The organism is Sphingomonas sp. (assembly GCF_035998645.1).
Lineage (GTDB): Bacteria > Pseudomonadota > Alphaproteobacteria > Sphingomonadales > Sphingomonadaceae > Sphingomonas.
Genome location: NZ_DASYHL010000002.1, coordinates 672,983 through 694,517, shown reverse-complemented (window position 1 = coordinate 694,517; position 21,535 = coordinate 672,983). Strand labels below are relative to the sequence as shown.

The 21,535-nt window shown below is 67.2% G+C and carries 22 protein-coding genes and 1 tRNA gene; 14 read left to right on the top strand and 9 right to left on the bottom strand.

Annotation, left to right across the window (positions count from 1 at the left end; all coding sequences use genetic code 11):
- Window positions 1–50: 50 nt before the first annotated feature.
- From VGN66_RS03610 to VGN66_RS03600, 3 genes are all read left to right on the top strand, one after another.
- A complete protein-coding gene (locus tag VGN66_RS03610) occupies window positions 51–1,619 on the top strand; it encodes a recombinase family protein (RefSeq protein ID WP_327517467.1) in 1,569 nt (522 codons plus the stop codon).
- A gap of 31 nt (window positions 1,620–1,650) precedes the next feature.
- On the top strand, window positions 1,651–1,869 hold the full coding sequence (locus VGN66_RS03605) for a hypothetical protein (protein ID WP_327517466.1): 219 nt from the start codon (window positions 1,651–1,653) through the stop codon (window positions 1,867–1,869).
- A gap of 250 nt (window positions 1,870–2,119) precedes the next feature.
- The gene (locus tag VGN66_RS03600) at window positions 2,120–2,311 is read left to right on the top strand and encodes a hypothetical protein (RefSeq protein ID WP_327517465.1); all 192 of its coding nucleotides are present in this window, start codon (window positions 2,120–2,122) and stop codon (window positions 2,309–2,311) included.
- Window positions 2,312–2,329: 18 nt separating this feature from the next.
- Here the strand turns inward: VGN66_RS03600 and VGN66_RS03595 are convergent.
- Window positions 2,330–2,415 (bottom strand) — tRNA-Tyr (locus VGN66_RS03595).
- Window positions 2,416–2,562: 147 nt separating this feature from the next.
- Between VGN66_RS03595 and rlmB the strand changes: the two genes are divergently transcribed.
- Both rlmB and VGN66_RS03585 read left to right on the top strand, forming a co-directional pair.
- Window positions 2,563–3,318, top strand: coding sequence for a 23S rRNA (guanosine(2251)-2'-O)-methyltransferase RlmB (rlmB, locus tag VGN66_RS03590; RefSeq protein ID WP_327517464.1), 756 nt, complete (start codon window positions 2,563–2,565; stop codon window positions 3,316–3,318).
- A 33-nt stretch (window positions 3,319–3,351) separates the two neighbouring features.
- Entirely contained in the window at window positions 3,352–4,113 is a 762-nt protein-coding gene (locus VGN66_RS03585; RefSeq protein ID WP_327517463.1) for a hypothetical protein, read from the top strand.
- 123 nt (window positions 4,114–4,236) lie between these two features.
- On the opposite strand, the gene VGN66_RS03580 is transcribed toward VGN66_RS03585, so the two are convergent.
- On the bottom strand, window positions 4,237–4,554 hold the full coding sequence (locus tag VGN66_RS03580; protein WP_327517462.1) for a ferredoxin: 318 nt from the start codon (window positions 4,552–4,554) through the stop codon (window positions 4,237–4,239).
- 63 nt (window positions 4,555–4,617) lie between these two features.
- On the opposite strand from VGN66_RS03580, the gene VGN66_RS03575 reads away from it, so the two are divergent.
- Complete coding sequence (locus VGN66_RS03575; RefSeq protein ID WP_327517461.1) at window positions 4,618–5,241, top strand: DNA-3-methyladenine glycosylase 2 family protein; 624 nt, start codon at window positions 4,618–4,620, stop codon at window positions 5,239–5,241.
- Here the strand turns inward: VGN66_RS03575 and VGN66_RS03570 are convergent.
- Window positions 5,238–6,932, bottom strand: a complete 1,695-nt coding sequence (locus tag VGN66_RS03570) for an ABC transporter ATP-binding protein (RefSeq protein WP_327517460.1) — start codon at window positions 6,930–6,932, stop codon at window positions 5,238–5,240. The two genes, VGN66_RS03575 and VGN66_RS03570, sit on opposite strands and share 4 nt — an antisense overlap.
- A gap of 113 nt (window positions 6,933–7,045) precedes the next feature.
- On the opposite strand from VGN66_RS03570, the gene VGN66_RS03565 reads away from it, so the two are divergent.
- From VGN66_RS03565 to VGN66_RS03550, 4 genes are read left to right on the top strand one after another with little or no spacing between them, the layout of a single operon-like run.
- Window positions 7,046–8,158 (top strand): S-(hydroxymethyl)glutathione dehydrogenase/class III alcohol dehydrogenase, encoded by a 1,113-nt coding sequence (locus tag VGN66_RS03565; RefSeq protein ID WP_327517459.1) that lies wholly within the window; start codon window positions 7,046–7,048, stop codon window positions 8,156–8,158.
- Window positions 8,159–8,182: 24 nt separating this feature from the next.
- On the top strand, window positions 8,183–8,572 hold the full coding sequence (locus VGN66_RS03560) for a VOC family protein (RefSeq protein ID WP_327517458.1): 390 nt from the start codon (window positions 8,183–8,185) through the stop codon (window positions 8,570–8,572).
- 6 nt (window positions 8,573–8,578) lie between these two features.
- Complete coding sequence (gene fghA, locus VGN66_RS03555; RefSeq protein ID WP_327517457.1) at window positions 8,579–9,421, top strand: S-formylglutathione hydrolase; 843 nt, start codon at window positions 8,579–8,581, stop codon at window positions 9,419–9,421.
- Window positions 9,418–11,025: an NAD(P)/FAD-dependent oxidoreductase gene (locus VGN66_RS03550; protein WP_327517456.1), complete on the top strand. Its 1,608-nt coding sequence runs from the start codon at window positions 9,418–9,420 to the stop codon at window positions 11,023–11,025. Before fghA ends, VGN66_RS03550 begins: the two co-directional genes overlap by 4 nt.
- Window positions 11,026–11,031: 6 nt before the next feature.
- Here VGN66_RS03550 and VGN66_RS03545 read toward each other — a convergent pair whose 3' ends face one another.
- Window positions 11,032–11,355: a DUF6916 family protein gene (locus tag VGN66_RS03545; protein ID WP_327517455.1), complete on the bottom strand. Its 324-nt coding sequence runs from the start codon at window positions 11,353–11,355 to the stop codon at window positions 11,032–11,034.
- A gap of 473 nt (window positions 11,356–11,828) precedes the next feature.
- Window positions 11,829–13,934 carry a ComEC/Rec2 family competence protein gene (locus VGN66_RS03540; protein WP_414713178.1) on the bottom strand — a complete coding sequence of 702 codons (2,106 nt, stop codon included), beginning with the start codon at window positions 13,932–13,934 and terminating at the stop codon, window positions 11,829–11,831.
- Window positions 13,935–14,112: 178 nt separating this feature from the next.
- Here VGN66_RS03540 and gltX point away from each other — a divergent pair, with 178 nt between their 5' ends.
- Window positions 14,113–15,555 carry a glutamate--tRNA ligase gene (gene gltX, locus VGN66_RS03535; RefSeq protein WP_327517454.1) on the top strand — a complete coding sequence of 481 codons (1,443 nt, stop codon included), beginning with the start codon at window positions 14,113–14,115 and terminating at the stop codon, window positions 15,553–15,555.
- A 29-nt stretch (window positions 15,556–15,584) separates the two neighbouring features.
- Entirely contained in the window at window positions 15,585–16,859 is a 1,275-nt protein-coding gene (locus VGN66_RS03530) for a citrate synthase (RefSeq protein ID WP_327517453.1), read from the top strand.
- Between the two features lie 38 nt (window positions 16,860–16,897).
- Here VGN66_RS03530 and VGN66_RS03525 read toward each other — a convergent pair whose 3' ends face one another.
- The 3 genes from VGN66_RS03525 to VGN66_RS03515 are packed head-to-tail and all read right to left on the bottom strand — an operon-like array spanning window position 16,898 to window position 18,513.
- Entirely contained in the window at window positions 16,898–17,668 is a 771-nt protein-coding gene (locus VGN66_RS03525) for a sulfite exporter TauE/SafE family protein (protein WP_327517452.1), read from the bottom strand.
- Window positions 17,669–17,672: 4 nt separating this feature from the next.
- A complete protein-coding gene (locus VGN66_RS03520; protein WP_327517451.1) occupies window positions 17,673–18,194 on the bottom strand; it encodes a rhodanese family protein in 522 nt (173 codons plus the stop codon).
- Between the two features lie 4 nt (window positions 18,195–18,198).
- Window positions 18,199–18,513, bottom strand: coding sequence for a metalloregulator ArsR/SmtB family transcription factor (locus VGN66_RS03515; RefSeq protein WP_327517450.1), 315 nt, complete (start codon window positions 18,511–18,513; stop codon window positions 18,199–18,201).
- Between the two features lie 75 nt (window positions 18,514–18,588).
- Here VGN66_RS03515 and VGN66_RS03510 point away from each other — a divergent pair, with 75 nt between their 5' ends.
- Window positions 18,589–19,461 (top strand): MBL fold metallo-hydrolase, encoded by an 873-nt coding sequence (locus VGN66_RS03510; protein WP_327517449.1) that lies wholly within the window; start codon window positions 18,589–18,591, stop codon window positions 19,459–19,461.
- A gap of 61 nt (window positions 19,462–19,522) precedes the next feature.
- Window positions 19,523–20,257, top strand: coding sequence for a glutaredoxin (locus VGN66_RS03505; protein WP_327517448.1), 735 nt, complete (start codon window positions 19,523–19,525; stop codon window positions 20,255–20,257).
- Here VGN66_RS03505 and VGN66_RS03500 read toward each other — a convergent pair.
- Window positions 20,196–21,497 (bottom strand): S41 family peptidase, encoded by a 1,302-nt coding sequence (locus VGN66_RS03500; protein ID WP_327517447.1) that lies wholly within the window; start codon window positions 21,495–21,497, stop codon window positions 20,196–20,198. The two genes, VGN66_RS03505 and VGN66_RS03500, sit on opposite strands and share 62 nt — an antisense overlap.
- Between the last annotated feature and the right edge of the window lie 38 nt (window positions 21,498–21,535).

Here is a 21,535-nt window from a genome sequence, read left to right as displayed (position 1 = left end):
TGACTATGACGAACAGATGAGTCGCGCCCGCGCGGCTGAGGCCAAATCCCATGATGACGGTAATCTACGCCCGCTACAGCTCGGACCGACAGAATGCGCGATCCATCGACGCGCAGATCGCCGACTGTCGCGCGCGCGCCGAGCGTGAAGGCTGGCCGGTCGAGGCAGTCTTCACCGATTACGAAACCAGCGGCGGCGCGGGCATCAGTGAGGAGCAGCGCCCCGGCATCGCCGCCATGCTCACACGGGTCGAAGCGGGCGGAATCGACCAGGTGCTCGCCGATTCCACGAGCCGCATCGCCCGCGATGAGGTTGACGCAATCAACATCCGTCGCCGCATCCAGTTCGCCGGCGCGCGCCTGTTCACCCTGTCGATCGGCGAGATCGACGACATCCGCGGCCTGATCACCGGCTTTGTCGACCAGCAACAGCGCAAGGATCTGGCGCACAACATCCGCCGGGGACAGCGGGAAGTGGTGCGCGAGGGCCGCGCCCCCGCCGGCATCGCCTATGGCTATCGCCAGGACAATCGGCTCGACGATCGCGGCAACGTGATCCGGGGGCTGCGCCGCATCGATGAGCGCGAGGCGGCGATCGTGCGCCGCATCTTCGAAGAGATCGCGGCGGGCAAGAGCGCCCGCGCCGTCGCGATCGGCCTCAACGCCGACGACGTCCCCGGTCCGCGCGGTAAATGGCGCGGCAACAGCATCTGGGGCGATCCGACCCGCGCGAACGGCATACTGCGCAACCGGCTTTATAATGGGGAGCTGGTGGTCGGCCGCACAAGCAAAGTGCAGAACCCGGCATCGCGCCGCTATGTGATCCGCGCCCATGCCGCCGACAGCTGGACGGTGGAACCGGCTGAGCATCTGCGCATCGTCGAACCTGACCTGTTTGCCCGCGTACAACAGCTGCTGGCCGAAGCCGCGCACGCCCTCCCCGAAGCGCAGCGCCGCGCCAAATATCTGCTGTCCGATCTGGGGGTGTGCGGCGTCTGCGGCGGCGGGTGGATCAAGTCGCGCCCGACATCATGGGGCTGCGGTCGCCACCGCGCCGGGGCCTGCACCAACGGTGCGACCATCTCGCACCGAAAATATGAGCGCCGCGTCCTGGCCGAACTCAAAGCCCAGCTGATCGACCCCGATCTGCTCGCCGCCTATCTCCGCGCCTATCGCGAACAGCACGCCCGCCGCGTGGCCGACGCATCGCGCGACCGCGACGATCTGGACGCCAAACTAGCCCGCCTCAACCGCAAGATCGACCGCCTCGTGACGGCCATCGCCGAGGATGGCGCGTTCGCCGAAATCCGTACCGCCCTGGCCGATGCCCGCCGCGACCGCGAAGACATAGAACAGCGGCTGTCGGTGCTGGCGAAACCGAACGTCATCGGCCTGCTGCCTAACCTCGCCGACCAGTATCGCCGCGAAATCGAAAACCTTGAACGCCTGCTCGCCACCCCGGAAGCGCAGCCCGAAGCGGTCCCCGGCTTCCGCCGCCTGATCGCCCGCATCGTCATCACCCCGGCGGACCGCGGCGTCGATCTGCGCGTCGAAACCCGCATGGACCAGCTGCTCGAGCTGGCTGGCGCAGACCCCCAGTTGCGCCGCCACGCCGGTTGACCCGCGCCCGCCGGCGCACGATCTTGATTGAATGCCGCGCCAGCGCCTCTACTTCCTGACCGAGCAGGCCGATCGCGTCGAAGCACATGTGATCGACGCCGGCGGCAGCCTCGCGATCGAGCTACTCTACCATCCCCCGCGCGAGCCAGACGCCATCCCCTGCGACGACAGCGACGCGGCGGCCGACGCGCTTGAACAGCGCGTTCTCGGACACTTCACCGACCACGGCACCGCCTATCTCGTATTCTGATCGACGGCGACCAAGCCCCGTTCGACATCGCGAACCTAGGGCGCTTCGGCGTCCCCCTCCTCCCCGCAAACCGCTCCCGCGACTAGATTTTTTCGGCGGCGAACGCGCGCAATTCGGCTCCTAAAAAATCATGTGTTAGCGCCTGATCGGCTCTACCCGCTCCACCCGCTACCCAATTCAGTAAAAGTGCAGATCTACGCCAGCGTTTTGCCGGCAGAGTGGCCGACTGCGATTCGAGGGAATCTCAGACATGGCGCATTTCGGCGACGTCATGTTGTCCTATGGCTGGCCGCTGGCACTCGGCGCGGCCATGGTTGCGACCAGTGTCGTGGTGGCCTGGGGCGCACGAGCGCGGCGCGCGCCGCAACGTATGTGGGACTGGCCGATGATGCGGCCGAACGTCCGTCGGCTGACGCACCAACCCGAGCACGACCAGGTCTGAGCGACCGGTCCGGGGTGGTGGTGGAAGGGACTGGATTCGAACCAGTGTACGCTCACGCGGGCAGATTTACAGTCTGCTGCCTTTAACCACTCGGCCACCCTTCCATGCGGCACGCCGAAGCGAGTGCGCGCCAATGCCGAAGCGGCGCGGCGCTGTCAACGCCTTGCGCAGTGCATTCGCGCCTTCTAAGTCGTTTCCGCGATGCTGAACCGCTGCGGTGCCGGTTCCGCGTGAGCGGAACAGAGAGAGCTATGAGCCAGAGGCCAAGACGCGGGCATCGTCCCCAGACCGGATCGAACAGCAACCGTCCCCGTTTTTGGGGCCGCCACGCCGTGACTGCGGCGCTGGCCAATCCCGAGCGGCGGGTGCGCAAGATATGGGGGACGCGGGAGGCGCTCGGCGCACTCGACCTGCCCCCGGTGCTGCCGATCACCTATGCCGATGTCGCCGATCTGGCGCGCATGGTGCCGGCCGATGCGCCGCATCAGGGCATCGTGATCGAGGTCGATCCGCTCGAGGAAATCTGGCTGGGCGATCTGCTGGAGCAGGGCGCGAATGATCGCCGCCCGCTGCTGGTGCTCGACCATGTCACCGATCCGCATAATGTCGGCGCGATCCTGCGTTCGGCCGCGGCGTTCGACGCGCTCGGCATCGTGACGCAGGATCGCCACGCTCCGCCCGAATCGGGTTCGCTGGCGCGCGCAGCGTCGGGCGCGCTCGAGCTGGTGCCGTGGGCGCGGGTGGTCAATCTTGCCCGCGCGCTCGACGAGATCGGCGAAGCGGGCTTCTGGCGCATCGGCCTTGCCGGTGAGGCCAAGGGGACGCTGAGCGAAGTGATGGGCGACACCCGCCCGGCTTTGGTGCTCGGCGCCGAGGGCGAAGGCATGCGCCACAACACCGCGGCGCATTGCGACGAACTGGCGCGCCTGCCGATTTCGCCGCGGGTCGAGAGCCTCAACGTATCCAATGCCGCGGCCATCGCGCTGTACGCAGCTATCTCGCGCTGACCCGACCGGGCGCGCCAACGGGGAAGTGACGCAATGTTCGACCGGTTCAAGGGAATTGCGCTGGCGATTCTGGCCCCCGTGCTGCTGGTCGGCTGTGCGTTCAGCCCGGGCAAGTTCGCCTCGACCCTCACCATCCTCGCCGATCGCAGCTTTACCTTCAGCTATCAGGGCGAGGTGATCGCGGTCGATATCGCGGGCGAGATGGCGAAGGGCATGGGCGACGCGTTCAAGGGGCTCGGCGACGAGGACGGCGACGAGAAGAAGAAGACCACGACCAGCCTGTTGCGCGATGCCGCGTGGCAGGAGGGCGAGGACGCGGCCGGGGATGAGGACGATGCCGAGGAGGCCGCCAAGAAGGAGGCCAAGTTCAAGGCGATCGCCGAAGCGCTGACCAAGGAGGCGGGCTATCGCTCGGTCACCTACAAGGGGGATGGCGTGTTCGTGGTCGACTATCAGATCAGCGGGAAGCTGACCCATGGCTTCCTGTGGCCCTATAATCTCGACGCGGAAGTGATCTTCCCGTTCGTCGTGCTGGAGCTACGCGGAGCCGACGCCGTCCGCGTCAAAGCGCCCGCTTTCGGCGACAATGATTCGCTGGGCAAGGGCAAGTCGGACAACACCAATGCCAAGCTCGACGGCACCTTCACCCTCATCACCGACGGCGAACTGGTCAGCCAGAACAATGAGGACGGGGCCAAGACCGAGGGCAATCGCCGCACCGTCACCTGGAAGGCGACCCCGCTGAGCAAGGACGCCCCGATGGCAGTGGTGAAGTTCGCGCCGAAGCTCCCTTAATTACTTACGGCAGCGGCCCACTCCCCCACCCGGCCACCCAGACGGTATCTTCAATGGGTGGCCGGGTGGGGGAGCGGGCCGGTGCCGCAACCGGTTCGGCAATGCCGAACCGAACAACCTCCCTCAATCCTCAGCCGCGATCGTCACCTTCAGCCCGTCAAGCGCGGAGGTGAACTGGACCTGGCACGACAGGCGCGAGGTTTCGGTGCGGTCCGACGAGCTGTCGAGCAGGTCGTTCTCGTCCTCGCTCATCGGCGGCAGTTTGGCCGCAAATTCCGGGTCGACATGGATGTGGCAGGTCGCGCACGAGCAGCAGCCGCCGCACAAGGCGAGAAGTTCGTCGAACCCGTTGTCCCGGATCACTTCCATGACGCTCAGGCCCACTTCGCCCTCGACTTCGCGTTCTTCTCCTGCGCGCGTGACGACGATAAGCTTGGGCATGGTCTTCTCCTCCGTATTGTGCGCCCATGCCGGGGATCGACGCGGCTTTCAAGGATTCGAAATATGGGACTGACCGCCGAACAGCTGCGCGAATCGCTCGATGCGATCGCTTCGGACGAGCCGTTGATGGCGGCGGCGGTCGCGCGCGTCGGCTATCCCGAGCCGCGCATCCGCGAACCGGGCTACGAAACTCTGCTGCGCACCATCGTCGGGCAGCAGGTCAGCGTCGCCGCCGCAGCGTCGATCTGGACCAAGCTGGCGGCGGGGGTAGGCGATCTAACCCAGCCCGATATCGTTGCCGCCGCGAGCGACGAGGCATTGCGTGCCGCCGGCCTCTCGCGTCAGAAAGCGAGCTACGCCCGCAGTCTTGCCGAGGAAGTCTCGAGCGGGCGGCTCGACCTGACCGCGCTTCCCGCCGATGACGAGGAGGCGATTGCGCAGCTGGTGCGGGTCAAAGGGATCGGCCGCTGGTCGGCGGAAATTTACCTGCTGTTCGCCGAGGGCCGCCGCGACATCTGGCCTGCCGGCGATCTGGCAGTGCAGATCGAGATCGGACGGATCATGGGCCATGCCGAGCGCCCGTCGGAGAAGCTGACCCGCACGATCGCCGAGGCGTGGCGACCGCATCGCGGGGCCGCCGCGATCCTCGCCTGGCACCATTACAAGGCCGATATGGCAGCGATCTAATTCAGCCGGCCGCCCTCGACCCGGATCACGCGCGGGCAGCGCGACAAGGTTTCGATGCGGTGCGCGACGATCAGGATCGCGGGACGCGGCTCCAGCGCCGCAAGCCGGTCGAGGATGCGCCCTTCACTCTCGGGGTCCAGCGCGGCGGTGGCCTCATCGAGGACGAGCAGGCGCGGGCGGCGCAGGATCGCGCGGGCGATCGCCAGCCGCTGGCGCTCGCCGCCCGACAGCAGCGCGCCGCGCTCGCCGATGATCGTGTCGAGGCCATGGGGCATCGCTGTCACGCGATCGGCCGCGCCCGCCACAGTCAGGGCGTCCATCAGCATCGCGTCGTCGATCCGCGCATCTCCCCAGTCGAGATTGCGACGCACGCTGTCATGGAACAGGAACGCGTCCTGCGGCACATAGCCGATCGCCGTTCCCCATCCGCCCGGCGGCAGCGGCGCCCCCCCGACCGTGACCTGCCCCGATTGCGGGACCAGCAGGCCGGACACCAGGTCGATCAGCGTCGTCTTGCCACCGCCCGATGGGCCGGCAATCCCGAGCAGCTCGCCCGGCGCGATCTCAAGCGCCGCATCGACCAGTCCTGCGCCCGACGCATGGTGGTAGCTGACCCGGTCCAGCAGGATCGGCCCCGCAGGAAGCGGGGCTGCCGCCGCGCGGGCGAGGCCCGCGCCGCCAAGTTCGGTCAGCGCCGCCTGCACCGCCCCATAGCTGGCGCCGAGGTGGAGCAACTGCTGCGACGATTGCTGGAGCTGCATCGCGAGCGGGGCCATGCGCGAGAAGATCAGCGCCAGCACGACCAGCACGGTCGGCGGCACCTGCGCAAGGACGCCGCCGGTGAGCACGCCAGCGGCGGCAAAGGCAGTGCCGATGCCGAACCAGGTCCGCGCCGTCGACTGCGCGACCACGAATCCGCGCTGTTCGAGCGACGCCGCACGCTGGGCAGCGTCGAACTCGGCGGCGAAGCCGAGGCTGGCATCCTGCGCCGCAGACGCCTTGAGCCCGCTGAGAAACGAGGTCGAGCTGCCCATCAGCGCGCGGTTCTTGTCGACCATCCGCGCGCCCAGCGCGGCGCTGTTGCCGCTGTGGCGATTGACCAGCAGCGCGAGCAGCGCGAGGCCTCCGAGTGCTGCAATCGCGAACAGCGGAGCCAAGGTGAGCGCGACGACAAGCTGGATCATGACCATTGCCGTGGCCACCAGCGACTGGGCCATGAAATGCGCTGCGACGCCGATGCGCCCGATGTCGTTGGTCAGCAGGCTGGTGATCCGGGCATGCTCGACCCCGGCCAGCCGCTCCCACGGCGCGGCCGCAAGCGTATTCACCACCTGGCTCCGCAGATCGAGCGTATAGCTGGTCTGGACGTCGAACAGCGCCAGGTCGCGCCGGCGCAGGACCAGTGCCCGCACGATCATCACCGTGACAAAGGCGGCGACCAGCACCGCAAGCCGGGAGCGCGCATCGCCGCCCACCCAGTCGAGCAGCCAGGCGAACGAGTCGCCGGGGGCCACGATCACGCCGATAAGCGGCACCAGCAGCGCAAGGCCAAGCCCCTCCAGCACCGCCCCAGCCGCCACCCATGCAACGGCACCCGCGCCACGGCGGCCGGCCTGACGGACCAGGCTGGCGGCAAAGGCGATGGCCTGCCGCCCGGCAGAAGCAGCGGTGGGGGATGCGGAAGCGCTCATGCGGGTGCTTGTGCCGCGCTTTGCACAAAGGGCAACCGACTTTGCGCGTCACGGGGTGGAATCACGCGCGCGGCTGCGCCATGAGGGGCGCAACCCAAGGGAGACGACAACCCATGAAGACCCGTGCCGCCGTTGCGTTTGAGGCGAAGAAGCCGCTCGAGATCGTCGAACTGGACCTGGAAGGGCCGAAGGCCGGCGAAGTGCTGGTCGAGATCATGGCGACCGGCATCTGCCATACCGACGCCTATACGCTCGACGGGTTCGACAGCGAGGGCATCTTCCCGAGCGTGCTGGGGCATGAGGGCGCGGGGATCGTGCGCGAGGTCGGCGCAGGCGTGACCAGCGTGACGCCCGGCGACCATGTCATCCCGCTCTACACCCCCGAATGCCGCCAGTGTAAGTCGTGCCTGTCGGGCAAGACGAACCTGTGCACCGCGATCCGCGCGACCCAGGGCAAGGGGCTGATGCCCGACGGCACCACGCGGTTCAGCTACAAAGGTCAGCCGATCTACCATTATATGGGCTGCTCGACCTTCTCGAACTTCACCGTGCTGCCCGAGATCGCGGTCGCCAAAATCCGTGAGGACGCGCCGTTCCAGAGCAGCTGCTACATCGGCTGTGGCGTCACCACCGGAGTCGGCGCGGTGATCAACACCGCCAAGGTGCAAGTCGGCGACAATGTCGTGGTGTTCGGGCTTGGCGGCATCGGGCTCAACGTGATTCAGGGCGCACGGCTGGCCGGCGCGAACCAGATCATCGGCGTCGACATCAACCCCGACCGTGAGGAATGGGGCCGCCGCTTTGGCATGACCGACTTCCTCAATTCGAAGGGCATGAGCCGTGAGGACGTCGTCGCGACGATCGTGGCGATGACCGATGGCGGCGCAGACTATACCTTCGACGCCACCGGCAACACCGATGTGATGCGCATCGCCCTGGAGGCGTGCCATCGTGGCTGGGGCACCAGCATCATCATCGGCGTGGCCGAGGCGGGCAAGGAGATCGCCACGCGTCCGTTCCAGCTGGTCACCGGCCGCAACTGGCGCGGCACCGCGTTCGGCGGGGCGAAGGGCCGCACCGATGTGCCCAAGATCGTCGACATGTACATGACCGGCAAGATTGAGATCGACCCGATGATCACCCATGCCATGGGTCTGGAAGATATCAACAAGGGGTTCGACCTGATGCATGCGGGCGAGAGCATCCGCAGCGTCGTGGTGTTCTGAAATCATAACTGGGGAGAGGAAGCCATGTTTAGCCACATCATGCTCGGCGCCAACGATGTTGCCGCGTCCAAGGCATTCTATGACGCCACGCTCGGCACGCTGGGCGCGCGCGCCGGAAGCGTCGATCCCAAGGGCCGCGCATTCTACATGCACAATGGCGGCATCTTCATGCTGAGCAAGCCGCTCGACGGTCAGCCCGCCTGCCACGCCAATGGCGGCACGGTCGGCTTTGCCGCGACCAGCCCGGAGATGGTCGATGCCTGGCACGCCGCGGGCCTCGCCCATGGTGGCACCGCGATCGAAGATCCGCCGGGCATCCGCGAAAATGCGTTCGGCGCGCTCTACCTCGCCTATCTGCGCGATCCGGCGGGGAACAAGGTCTGCGCGATGTACCGCGTGCCCAAGGCAGGCTGAGGGCGCATGGGGATGGAGACGGTTTCGACCAATCGCGCGCATGGCGGGACGCAGGGCGTGTATCGGCACGACTCGACCGCGACTGGCACGCCGATGACCTTTTCGGTCTTCGTCCCCGACCATCTGGAGGGTGCGAAGCTGCCGGTGCTGTGGTACCTGTCCGGCCTCACCTGCACCCATGCCAACGTTACCGAGAAGGGCGAGTATCGCGCGGCCTGTGCCGAGCATGGCGTGATCTTCATCGCCCCCGACACCTCGCCGCGTGGTGACGATGTGCCCGATGACGATGCCTATGATTTCGGCAAGGGCGCGGGATTTTATGTCGATGCGACGCAGGAGCCTTGGTCCGCGAATTTCCGGATGCGGTCTTATATCGAGGACGAGCTGCCCGGGCTGATCCTGCGCGAATTTCCGATGGCGGACTTGGGGCGGCAGGGGATTACCGGGCATTCGATGGGTGGGCATGGCGCGCTGACGATCGGGTTGCGCAATCCGGATCGGTTCCGCTCGGTCAGTGCGTTCGCGCCGATCGTTGCACCATCGCAATGCCCCTGGGGTGAGAAGGCGCTGGGCGGCTATCTCGGCGATGACCGCGCGGCGTGGCGGCAGCATGATGCGGTGGCGCTGATCGAGGATGGGGCGCGGCTGCCCGAGCTGCTGGTCGATCAGGGCGAGGCCGATGCTTTCCTGACCGAGCAGCTCAAGCCCGCGCTGCTGGCGGCGGCATGCCGCGAGGCCGGGATCGACCTCACGCTGCGGATGCAGCCGGGGTATGACCATAGCTATTACTTCATCTCCAGCTTCATGGCCGATCATGTCGCCTGGCATGCCGAGCGGCTGAAGCGGTGACGCAGCGCTTCGACGCGGTCGTCATCGGGGCGGGGCATAATGGGCTGACCTGCGCCTTTTACCTCGCCCGCGCCGGCCTCAAGGTCTGTGTGGTCGAGCGCCGGGACGTGGTCGGCGGGGCGGCGGTAACCGAGGAGTTTCACCCCGGCTTCCGCAACTCCGCCGCGAGCTACACCGTCAGCTTGCTGCAGCCCAAGGTCATCGCTGACATGAAGCTGGTCGAGCGCGGTTACCGGGTGATCGAGCGGCCAGTGTCGAACTTCTTTCCGCTGGACGGCGATTATCTGAAGCTGGGTGGCGGGGCGGAGCGGACCCGGGCGGAGTTTGCGCGGTTCTCCGCCAGGGACGCTGCGGCGCTGGATGGCTATGAGGCGGCGCTGGAGCGGGTGGCGGACCTGTTGCGGAGCATGGCGCTGAAGACGCCGCCCAATGCCGGTGGGGGGATCGCCGCGTTGCTCGCCGCTGCGGCACAGGGTCGGGCGGTGACCTCCTTGCCGATCGAGGGGCAGCGGGATGCCTTGGCCCTGTTCGTCCAGTCTGCTCGCGAATTTCTCGATCAGTGGTTCGAGAATGAGCATGTCAAAGCAGCCTTTGCGTTCGATGCGGTGGTCGGCAACTATGCCGGGCCGTCGGCGGCGGGGTCGGCCTATGTCCTGCTGCACCACGTCTTCGGCGAGGTGAACGGCAAGAAGGGCGCGTGGGGCCATCCGGTCGGGGGGATGGGCAGCATCACCCGGATGATGGCCGAGGCGGCGACCCAGGCCGGAGCGGTGATCCGGCTGGAGGAACCGGTCGACCGGGTGCTGACCGACAAGGGTCGCGCCGCCGGGGTGCGGTTGTCGAGCGGCGAGGAGATTGCGGCGAAGACCGTGGTCGCCAATGTTGGTCCTGCCCTGCTGTTCCGCAAACTCGTCGATCATTCCGAACTTCCGCAGGATTTCAGCCGCCGCATTGCCGGGTTCAAGACCGGATCGGGCAGCTTCCGGATGAACGTCGCGCTGTCCGAACTTCCCGATTTCACCGTCCTTCCCGGCAAGGATGTCGAACATCACCGCAGCGGCATCATCATCGCGCCGACCATGGACTATATGGACAAGGCCCATGAGGACGCGGTCCGCTATGGCTGGTCGAATGCGCCGGTGGTGGAGATGACCATTCCCTCCGCCGTCGATGACAGCCTCGCCCCGCCCGGCTGCCATGTCGCCAGCCTGTTCTGCCAGCAGTTCGCCCCGACCCTGCCCAACGGCCGCAGCTGGGACGATGAGCGGGAGGCGGCGGCGGACGACATTATCGACACGGTGACGCAGCACGCCCCCAATTTCCGCGACTCGATCATCGCCCGGCAGATCCACTCCCCCACCGACCTCGACCGCAAATTCGGGCTGGTCGATGGCGACATTTTTCACGGTCGCATGTCGCTCGACCAGCTGTGGGCGGCGCGGCCGGTGCTCGGGCATGGCGATTATCGCAGCCCGATCAGCGGCCTGTATCTGTGCGGCGCGGGCACCCATCCGGGTGGTGGGGTGACCGGTGCGCCGGGGCATAACGCGGCGCGGGAAATCCTGAAGGATCGCAGCGTGTTGGGCAGATTGCTGCGGAAATAGTCCCCCTCAGTCGAATACCGCTTCGTAGCGCACCGCGCCGGTAATGGGTTCGCGGCTGCGGGGGACGAGGAACAGGCACATGCGCCCGAAGCTGGGGTGCGAGAGCCAGTAGAGCCCCTGCGGCAGCGATGCCCCGGCGGCGCCACGCAGATACATCGAATAGGGCATGCGCCACGCGGTCGAGGTCGCGCGGGGACGCTCGGCCCGGACCTCTTCCAGCGTCAGCTCGTGCGCCGGACCGACGATGCCGCCGACCAGAAACACATCGCCGATCGCCGCGCAGGCATCCTGCGAGCTGGGGAGCGACAGCAGGGGACGGGTGCCCGACATCAGTGGCGGAATCCCGAATCGACAAGGCGTGAGAACGCGGCGCAGGCCATGACCTGGAGGCTCCATAAACTGTGGAAAGCCGGACTCACCCCTCCGGTCATATCCAAGAATATGCGTGAAATGGGTACGTCCGCAAGTCGGGGGTTTTGCGGATCGGCAGGTTAACCATGCGGCTCGTCGCATCGCGCGGGCGGGTCGTGGGGCGGCGGCCTATCGGGAGGCAGACGCGTAACAAGCGCAGGGATGCGGAGAGCCATAGACCTTGGCGCGGGCCTGAACGACGAGGAATGTTGCGTCGAGTGCTGACGCTCTCAGCGCGCCGGCATTGCCGGTTTAGGACTCAGCCATGGATGGTCGCCGAACCGCTGCGAAGGGCCGGGCTTGGGGCCTACGCGACGGTCAGCAATTGCCTGCTGTCTGAACGGTTTCGCGAGCAGCGCAGTTATCGACTGCATTTAGACGAGGTCCGGCCATCACTCGCGTGGCGGCGTCACCGTCTCCGGCTCCAACCAAGGATGCCGCGCCCCCGCGCGCCGCACCGTCACCACCGCCGGGCGCTCCCCGAACGTGATTGCTACCCCGCCGGTCTCCTCCAGCTTCGCGCGATCCAGCTTCAGCCATTTCGGCACGCATCCACGCGGCAGCCAGCGGTCCGCGAGGATGATGTCCGCCGATGCGCAGAACGCGACCATCTCGCGCCACGGCACGCGATAGCCACTCCGCGTCGCAGCGATCCGCCAGCTCCGCCCGCCGCGCTCGATCGTCACCATGCACAGATCGGCACTGCACCGCGCATCGCGCTGCTCGGCCAGCGCGGGTAGTTCGGCATCCACCCCGCCATTCTCGGCCAGCGTATCGCGGACATAGTCCCCCGCCCGGTCGCGCAGCAGCGCCAGTTCGCCCCCCGGCATCCGCAGCGCCAGATGCCGCCCGTCGCCAGTCACCAGCAGGTCCGGCATCGGCGTCGCCAGCGCCCAGATTGCGCCTGCCACCACCGGCACCACCCCCGCCAGCCGCACCCGCGTGCGCCACAAAGCGATCCACACGCCGCCCACCACCATCAGCGCATAGGCGCCGCCCGGCATCGCAGGCAGCATCGCCAGCGCGCCCGGCGCATTCGCGGCGGAATGCGCGATCCACAGCAACAGATGCAGCCCCTGCTCCGCCACCCACCAGAAGGGCCCGCCGAGCCCTATCAGATCGAAGAACAACCCCGCCGCCTCGAATGGCATCACGACAAAAGTAGTCAGCGGAATCGCCACGATATTGGCGAGCGAGCCGTAAATCCCGGACTTGTGGAAATGGTAGAGCGCGATCGGCGTCAGCGCGATTTCGACGACAAGGCCGGTCAGCAGCAGCGAAGCAACCCCGCGCGCCAGCCGCCGCCCCCACCCCTCCTCACGCCGCTCGAACCAGCCGCGCACCCGCTGATTTTCGTACAGCGCGACGATCGCCGTCACCGCGGCAAAGCTCATCTGAAAACTCGGCCCAACGAGCGCTTCGGGCCACAGCAGCAACACCACCAACGCCCCGAACGCGACCAGCCGCAGCGTGATCGCCTGTCGCCCCAGCATCATCGCCGCCAGCACCATCAGCGCCGCGATGCACGACCGCACCGTCGGCACCTCGGCCCCGGTTAGCAGCGTGTACCCCACCGCCGTCACCCCGGCGACGCCCGCCGCGATCACCGGCAAGGGCCAGCGCAGCGCCAACGTCGGGCTGAGCGCGAGCAGCCGCAGCACCAGCAGCATCGTCGCCCCCACCACCGCCGTCACATGCAGCCCGCTGACCGACAACAGATGCGCAAGGCCAGATCGCCGGAGCGCCTCGGCATCCTCCTCGCTGATCGCCCCGCGATCACCGGTCACCAGCGCCGCCGCAATCCCGCCCGCGCTCCCCTCGATCCGCGATTGCACATGCCCGGTCAGCCGCGCGCGCAGCCCGCTATCGGGCCGACCCGGCGCCAGCACTTCGACCGGCGCGAACCCGCGCCCTGTCGCGCCCAGCCCGTCGAACCACGCGACTCGCTCGAAATCATAGGCCCCCGGCACCGCCGGCGGCGCAGGCGGCATCAGCCGCGCCCGCACCCGCACCCGCGCGCCGGGCGTCAGCCCGTCGGGCATGTCCTTCACCGCCAGATTGACCCGCACCAGCCCCGGCAAACCGCTCCCGGCATCGGTCGCGATCCGCAGTCGCACCAGCTCCCGCGCCGGCATCGGCTCGATCCGCTCGACAATACCGACCACCTGCACCACCGCCGGCCGCGCCAGCACTGGCGCCGCGACCCGCTCGGCCCGCCACCACACCAGCGCACAGCCCAGCGCGACGAGCAGGCCGGCCCATACCAGCGCCCGCGCCGCACGCCCGCTGCGCCCTACTGCCAGCGCCGCCGCCGCGACCGCCAGTCCCACCAGAATCACCGCGCCCCATCGCGCCGCATCGGGCAGCGCAAACCACGCCGCAATGCCCCCGCCGATCATCACCGGCACCCACAGGAACAGCTGCCCGCGCTCGCCCTCCAGCCAGCGCTCGACCCGCACGCCAACATCGCCCGGCCATGCCAGGTGCGGGACCCGCATCGGCCCCCATGCGCGCGCGGCGTCGGTCCCCATCGGGGCCACAGCTTGGGCCAGCCCTAGTCCCTACGCAACCCACTCCAATACCCTACGTATCACTGCGGTTTGAAGCCTGCGAAACCGCGTGCTAGGGGCGCAGCCGGCCATCCCGGCCACCCTTTGCAAGCTGGAGATCGCGCGGTTGAGCGCAGTAGTTGAGCCCTCGGGCACGAACATCGTCACGCGCTTTGCGCCCTCGCCGACCGGCTTTCTACACATCGGCGGCGCGCGCACCGCGCTGTTCAACTGGCTGTTCGCCCGCCATCACGGCGGCAAGTTCCTGCTGCGCATCGAGGATACCGACCGCGCCCGCTCGACCGAGCCGGCCATCGCCGCGATCCTCGACGGGATGCGCTGGCTCGGCCTCGATTGGGATGGCGAGGAAGTCTATCAGTTCGCCCGCGCCGATCGCCATGCCGAAGTCGCGCACGCGATGCTAGAGAGCGGCCACGCCTATCGCTGCTGGATGACGCAGGAGGAGATCGCGGCGCAGCGTGAGGCGGCACAGGCGGCCAAGACCCCCTATCGCATCCGCAGCCCGTGGCGCGACCGCAGCGACGGCCCGCTCGACCAGCCGCACGTCGTCCGCATCCGTGCCGAGCGCGAGGGCGCGACGACGATCCGCGACCTGGTGCAGGGCGAAGTGACCGTGCAGAATGCCGAGCTGGACGACATGGTCCTGCTGCGCTCGGACGGCACGCCGACCTATATGCTCGCGGTGGTGGTCGATGATCACGACATGGGCGTGACCCACGTCATTCGCGGCGACGATCACCTCAACAACGCCTTCCGCCAGCTGACCATCCTGCGCGCGATGGCCAAAATTGAGGGGGACTGGCCCGAGCCGATCTATGCCCATATCCCGCTGATCCACGGTGCGGACGGGGCCAAGCTGTCGAAGCGACACGGCGCGCTTGGCGTCAACGATTACCGCGACGATCTGGGCGTGCTACCCGAAGCTTTGTTCAACCACCTGCTCCGCCTCGGCTGGGGCCATGGCGATGACGAGTTCATCAGCCGCGAGCAGGCGATCGAATGGTTCGGGCTGGAGGGCGTCGGCAAAAGCCCGTCGCGCTTTGATCTCAAGAAGCTCGACAACATCAACGGCCATTATATCCGCGCGGCGGACGATGCCCGGTTGGCGCAGCTAGCCGCGCCGTTCCTGCCGTTCGACCCCACGCCCGCACAGCGCGATCTTCTGCAACGCAGCATGCACGCGCTCAAGCCGCGCGCCGCCAGCCTGATCGAAATTGCGGCCGGCGCCGCCTTCCTGTTCGCCACCCGGCCGCTCCAAATCGACGCCGATGCGGCCCCGCTGCTTGAAGGTCAGGCACGCGAACTTATTTCGCAAGTGCACAGCGCGCTTGACGCGGTCGCGGACTGGAATACGGAAGCACTCGAAACCGCGGTACGCGAAGTTGCGGAGTCGGCGGGCGTCAAACTGGGCGCGGTGGCACAGCCGCTTCGCGCGGCGCTCACCGGAAAACGCACCTCGCCTGGGATTTACGACGTGCTCTTCCTGCTGGGGCGCGACGAAAGCCTCGGCCGGATTGCGGATCAGATGACGGCCTCCCCGGGCGCGTGAAACGGACGGCTGAAGGAAAGGAAGTTACGATGACCGACTCCACCCTCAATCTGGGCGACAAGGGCTATCCTGTGCGACAGGGCAGCGTCGGCCCCGAGGTCGTCGATATCCGCAAATTCTATGCCCAATCGGGCATGTTCACCTATGATCCGGGCTTCACCTCGACTGCATCGTGCGAGAGTGGCCTCACCTATATCGACGGTGACGCTGGCGTGCTGCTGCATCGCGGCTATCCGATCGATCAGCTCGCCAAACAGTCGAGCTTCATGGAGGTCGCCTATCTGCTGCTGAACGGCGAGCTGCCGAACGGCGACGAGCTGGGCAAGTTCACCCACACGATCAGCCGCCACACGATGCTGCACGAACAGCTCGCGACCTTCTATCGCGGCTTCCGTCGCGATGCGCACCCGATGGCGATCATGTGCGGCGTGGTCGGCGCGCTGTCGGCCTTCTACCACGACTCGACCGACATCACCGATCCGACCCAGCGGATGATCGCCAGCCACCGGCTGATCGCCAAGATGCCGACGATCGCGGCGATGGCGTACAAGTACAGCGTGGGTCAGCCGTTCCTGTATCCGGACAATTCGCTGTCCTACACCGGCAACTTCCTGCGCATGACGTTCGGCGTTCCGGCGGAAGAGTATGTCGTCGATCCGATCATCGAATCGGCGATGGACAAGATCTTCATCCTCCACGCCGATCACGAACAGAATGCGTCGACCTCGACCGTCCGCCTCGCGGGGTCCTCGGGTGCCAATCCGTTCGCGTGCATCGCGGCGGGCATCGCCTGCCTGTGGGGCCCGGCGCATGGCGGCGCGAACGAAGCGGCGCTCAACATGCTGCGTGAGATCGGCCATCCCGACCGCATCCCCGAATATATCGCCCGCGCCAAGAACAAGGACGATCCGTTCCGCCTTATGGGTTTTGGCCACCGCGTGTACAAGAATTTCGACCCGCGCGCGAAGGTGCTGTCGAAGGCCGCGACCGAGGTTCTGGACAAGCTCGGCATCAGCGATCCGGTGCTCGACACGGCGCGCGAGCTGGAGCGGATCGCACTCAGCGACCAGTATTTCATCGACAAGAAGCTCTACCCGAACGTCGATTTCTACTCGGGCGTGATCCTCTCGGCGATCGGCTTCCCGACCACGATGTTCACCGTGCTGTTCGCCCTCGCCCGCACCGTCGGCTGGGTCGCGCAGTGGAACGAAATGATCAGCGATCCGGACCAGAAGATCGGCCGCCCGCGCCAGCTCTACACCGGCCCGACCCAGCGCGATTACGTGCCGGTCGGCCAGCGCTGACCCCTCTCCCCCTCTCCGGCCCGGCCGGGGAGGGGTTTTCACATACTGGTGGCAGTGATGTAGCCGCCCACCGCGATCACCACGATCGCGAACAGCTTCTCCAGCAGCCCCTTGCGCGCCGCCATCCGCCTGCCGAGCGCAATGCCCGCCGCTGCCCCCGCGATCCCGCCGACCAGCATCAGCCCGGCGATCCGCCAGTCGACATAGCCCGACAGCGCATAAGAGCCCGCCGTGGTCGCCCCAAGCGCGCTGACCACCACCAGTGACGTTCCGGCGGCATAGCTCAGCGGCATCCGCGTCGCGGCGATCAGTGCGGGCACGATCAGGAACCCACCGCCAATCCCGAAAAAGCCCGATGCGAGGCCGACCGCCAGTCCGGCGGGAACCAGCCGCGGGACGAGGTGCCGCGCGGTGCTCCGCGTCAGGCGGACATCGGGCATCTCAAGCCCGCGCCGCTTGCGGAACATCGACAGGCCGATGGTGATCATCAACAGCCCGAACAACAGCAACAGCCGCTGTCCGTCCATCGCCTTGCCCAGCTCCGCGCCCGCCGCCGCGCCGACCATCCCGGCTGCGGCAAACAACAGGCCACAGCGCCACTTCACCGTCCCCGCACGGGCATGGCCGACCAGTCCCGCCAGCGCATTGGCCGCAACCGCAACCGCTGCGGTACCGATCGCGGCATGCGCCGAGGTGACCCCGACGCCATGGACCAGCAACGGCACCGCGAGGATCGACCCGCCGCCGCCGACCAGCCCCAGGACCAGGCCGATCAGCGCGCCCGACAGGATGGTTGCGGCGAGCATCATCGCCTTATCCGGCCTGCAACGCGCGGTTCCACGGCATCCGCCGCAGCAACAGCGCCATGCCACACCAGCCGGTCGTTCCGGCAAAGGTCAGCCCGGCACCGACAAACGCTGCCAGCCCGAAGAAACCCGGATGGACCAGAAAGCCGAGCGCAATGCCGATCAGCGTCAGCGACCCCGCGCTGATCTGAACCTGCCGCATGATTTCCAGCGGCTGCTTGCGGTCGACCGCAGTCGGCAGCCCGGCAGTGCGCCAGCCATCGATCCCGCCTTCGAGCAGATGGCAAGGTGACCCGGCTGCCGCGGCCTTCAACGCCTCCGCATTGGCCGCGGTCCGCATCCCCGACCGGCAATGGAACACCAGGGGCCTCCCCAGCGCCGCCACGTCGCCGATTCGCGACAGCGGCACATTGACCGCGCCGGGGATATTCTCTCGCGCATGTTCGTCCGCCTCGCGGATGTCGACCAGCAGTGCGCCGGCCTCAACCGCACGCCGCGCATCGGCGGGCGCAATCGCCTTGATCGTCATGTCCTCAGTCCTTGCAATAAAGTTGGTACAGGGTGGCGAGCAGCGCCTCGGTCCGCGGATCGGCGATCCGGTACCACAGCGTCTGCCCCTCGCGACGATAGGCCACGAGCCCTTCGTCGCGCATCTTGGCGAGGTGCTGGGACAGCGCCGATTGCGACAGCGCAACCTCACGCGCCAGGTCGGTCACGGTCATCTCGCCATGTTCGACCAGCTTGCACAGCACCATCAGGCGACGACCATTGCCCATCGCTTTGAGCAATGCGGCAACCCCGTCCGCCTTCGCGGTAAAGGTCGCCAGATCCATCGGAGCCTTGAGCATCTACGCTTCCTTACATTAGGTATTGCTAATTTAGATGATACTTATATATTGTCAAGCATCGAATGGAGAAAGCCAATGCAACCCGTGATCGAAGCGTTCTTCGACGAACCGACCAACACCGTGACCTATCTCGTCGCCGACCCCGCCACGGGCGACGCTGCCGTGATCGACCCGGTCCATGATTTCGACCCAGCCAGTGGCGAGGTCGACTCGGCCTCGGTCGATCGCGTGCTGGCAAGCGCGGAGGCACACGGCTGGCGGATCGTCATGGTGCTCGAAACCCATGCCCATGCCGACCACCTGTCGGGTGCCCCGCTGATCAAGGCGCGCACCGGCGCGTGGATCGGCATCGGCGAACATATCCGCCACGTGCAGAAGATCTTCCGCCCGGTGTTCGACCTCACCGACCTCAAGACCGACGGCTCCGATTTCGACCGGCTGTTCGCCGATGGCGACCGCTTCGCGCTGGGCGAACTGGAGGTCACAGTGATGCACGTCCCCGGCCACACCCCCGCCGACATCGCCTATCGCATCGGCGACGCGGCGTTCGTCGGCGACACCTTGTTCATGCCGGATTACGGCACCGCCCGCGCGGATTTCCCAGGGGGCGACGCACGGTTGCTATACCGCTCGATCCGCAAGCTGCTGTCGCTGCCCGAAGAAACCCGCCTGTTCCTGTGCCACGATTACAAAGCACCGGGCCGCGAAGACTATCGCTGGGAAACCACGGTCGGGGCACAGCGGCGCGAGAGCGTGCATGTTCATGACGGGGTGAGCGAGGACGAATTCGTCGCCATGCGCGAAGCGCGTGACGCGACGCTCGCGGTGCCAAAGCTGCTGCTCCCCTCGATCCAGGTCAATGTCCGCGCGGGACAGTTGCCCGAGGCCGAAGCAAACGGCGTCCGTTACCTGCGCATCCCGGTCAAGCCGCGCGGCGTGGGCGCCTGACTGCGTTGCGCGAAACGGACCCTATCTGGCCTGGGTACGTTCGAGATTGAAGGAGTACCTCATGCCCAAGCCGACCGCCACGCTCTACCGCATGGTCATGCCCGGCCATATCTGCCCCTATGGCCTCAAGGCCAAGGCGCTGCTCGAGCGCAATGGCTATGCGGTCGAAGACCATTGGCTACGCACACGGGAAGAGACCGACGCATTCAAGGCCGAACACGGCGTCGCGACCACGCCTCAGACCTTTATCGAAGGGCGCCGGATCGGCGGCTATGACGATCTGCGCCGTCATTTCGGCCTCCACGTCCGTGAAAAGGGCGAAACCAGCTACGCCCCGGTGATCGCACTGTTCGGGATGATGGCGTTGATGGCGCTGGCGGCCAGCCATGCCGCCTATGGCTCGCCCTTCACGATCCGCGCGGGCGAGTGGTTCATCTCCTTTAGCATGGTCGCACTCGCGATTCAGAAGCTCCGCGATGTCGAAAGCTTCTCGACCATGTTCCTCGGTTACGACATGCTCGCGCGGCGCTGGGTGCCCTATGCGTACATCTATCCGTTCGCCGAGGGGCTGGCCGGCATCCTGATGACGGCACAGGCGCTGCACTGGCTCTCGATCCCGCTCGCCGCCTTGATCGGCAGCGTCGGCGCGGTATCGGTGTTCAAGGCGGTCTATATCGAGAAGCGCGAACTCAAATGCGCCTGCATGGGCGGCGACAGCAACGTGCCGCTGGGCTTCATCTCGCTGACCGAGAATGTGATGATGGTGGCGATGGCAGTGTGGATGCTGCTGCGCTGAGCGTTCGCCCGGCGGCGATCATTCGCCGCGCTTCGGCCATTCCGGCCGCCAGAATATCGCCGCCATCGGGCACGGTCATATCGGGTTCGAGCAACCAGCGCGGGCGGTCCTGAACGTCATAGACCGGCTCGGCCGAATATTGCAGTTCGAGCCCGCTGCGGTCGAGGCGGAGCGGGAACACGGCGGCACCCAGTCGCATCATGCGCGTGCCGACGATCCGCGCGCGCCCGATCCCGCGCATCCCCATCGGGAACCCCTCGGCCATGCTCGCGCTCCAATGGTGGCACAGCACGACGACGGGCCGGTCATAGGTGAACGGGCCACGTGGCGCGACGACTTCGGTCCAGGCCGGTCCCAGCCCCGCCCCCGCCCGGCGGCGCATCCGCGCATAGGGGCGGGTTTCGCTAATGAAGCGCCCCATGATCGGGCGGGCGACTGCGGTGTCGCCGCCGCCATTGTTGCGCACATCGATGATCAGCGCCGGGGCGTCACGAAGCTCGGCCAGCCCCGCATCGAACGCCGCGATCGCCGCATCGTCGGAGAAGCTGCGGATCGCGATCAAGCCGATCCCGCCATCCAGCCGCCGGTGGCTGACATCCGGCACAGGGTCACGCTGATTGAGCGGCAGCGCAACATCGCGCGCGCCCGCCGCAGCACGCAGCTGGATCGTGCGCGGCATCCCGCGTCCGCCAGCGACCACGCTGTTGATCACGAACGCGTCCGCCTCCGGGTCGGCGCGCCGCTGGCAGCGCAGCGCGGCCGCCCGGATCGCCGCCTCAACCGGCTGGCCGTTCACCGCAGTCACCACATCCCCGATCGCGATGCCCGCCTTTGCCGTAGCCGACTCATCCTGCACCGCCGTCACCCGCAGCCCATCCGCCGCGCGCGCCACGATCAGGTCGAACGGCGGCATGCGCGGCGTGCCGTCCGGCGCGGTGCGCACATTGGTGTGTGCATCATATAGCTCGCCCAGCGCCCCGCGCAGCACCAGCGCGAACGCATCCCAGTCCGGCGCGGCCAGCGCCAGCGGGCGATAGACGCGCCGCACCGCCGCCCAGTCGGTCACCTTCTCGCCGAAGAAGCAGTAGCGGGCGGCCAGCGTCTCCCACATCTCGTCGAAATCCTGCGCCATCGAAATGTCGCGTGGCGGTTCCTTCGCCTGCACAGCCAGCGGAAGGGCAGGAAGCGCAAGGCCGGCGGCAAGGCCACGCACGGCAGCGCGGCGATCGATCATGGTCATGGGGCGGACGTATCACGCCGCTGCGCTGCCATCAACTA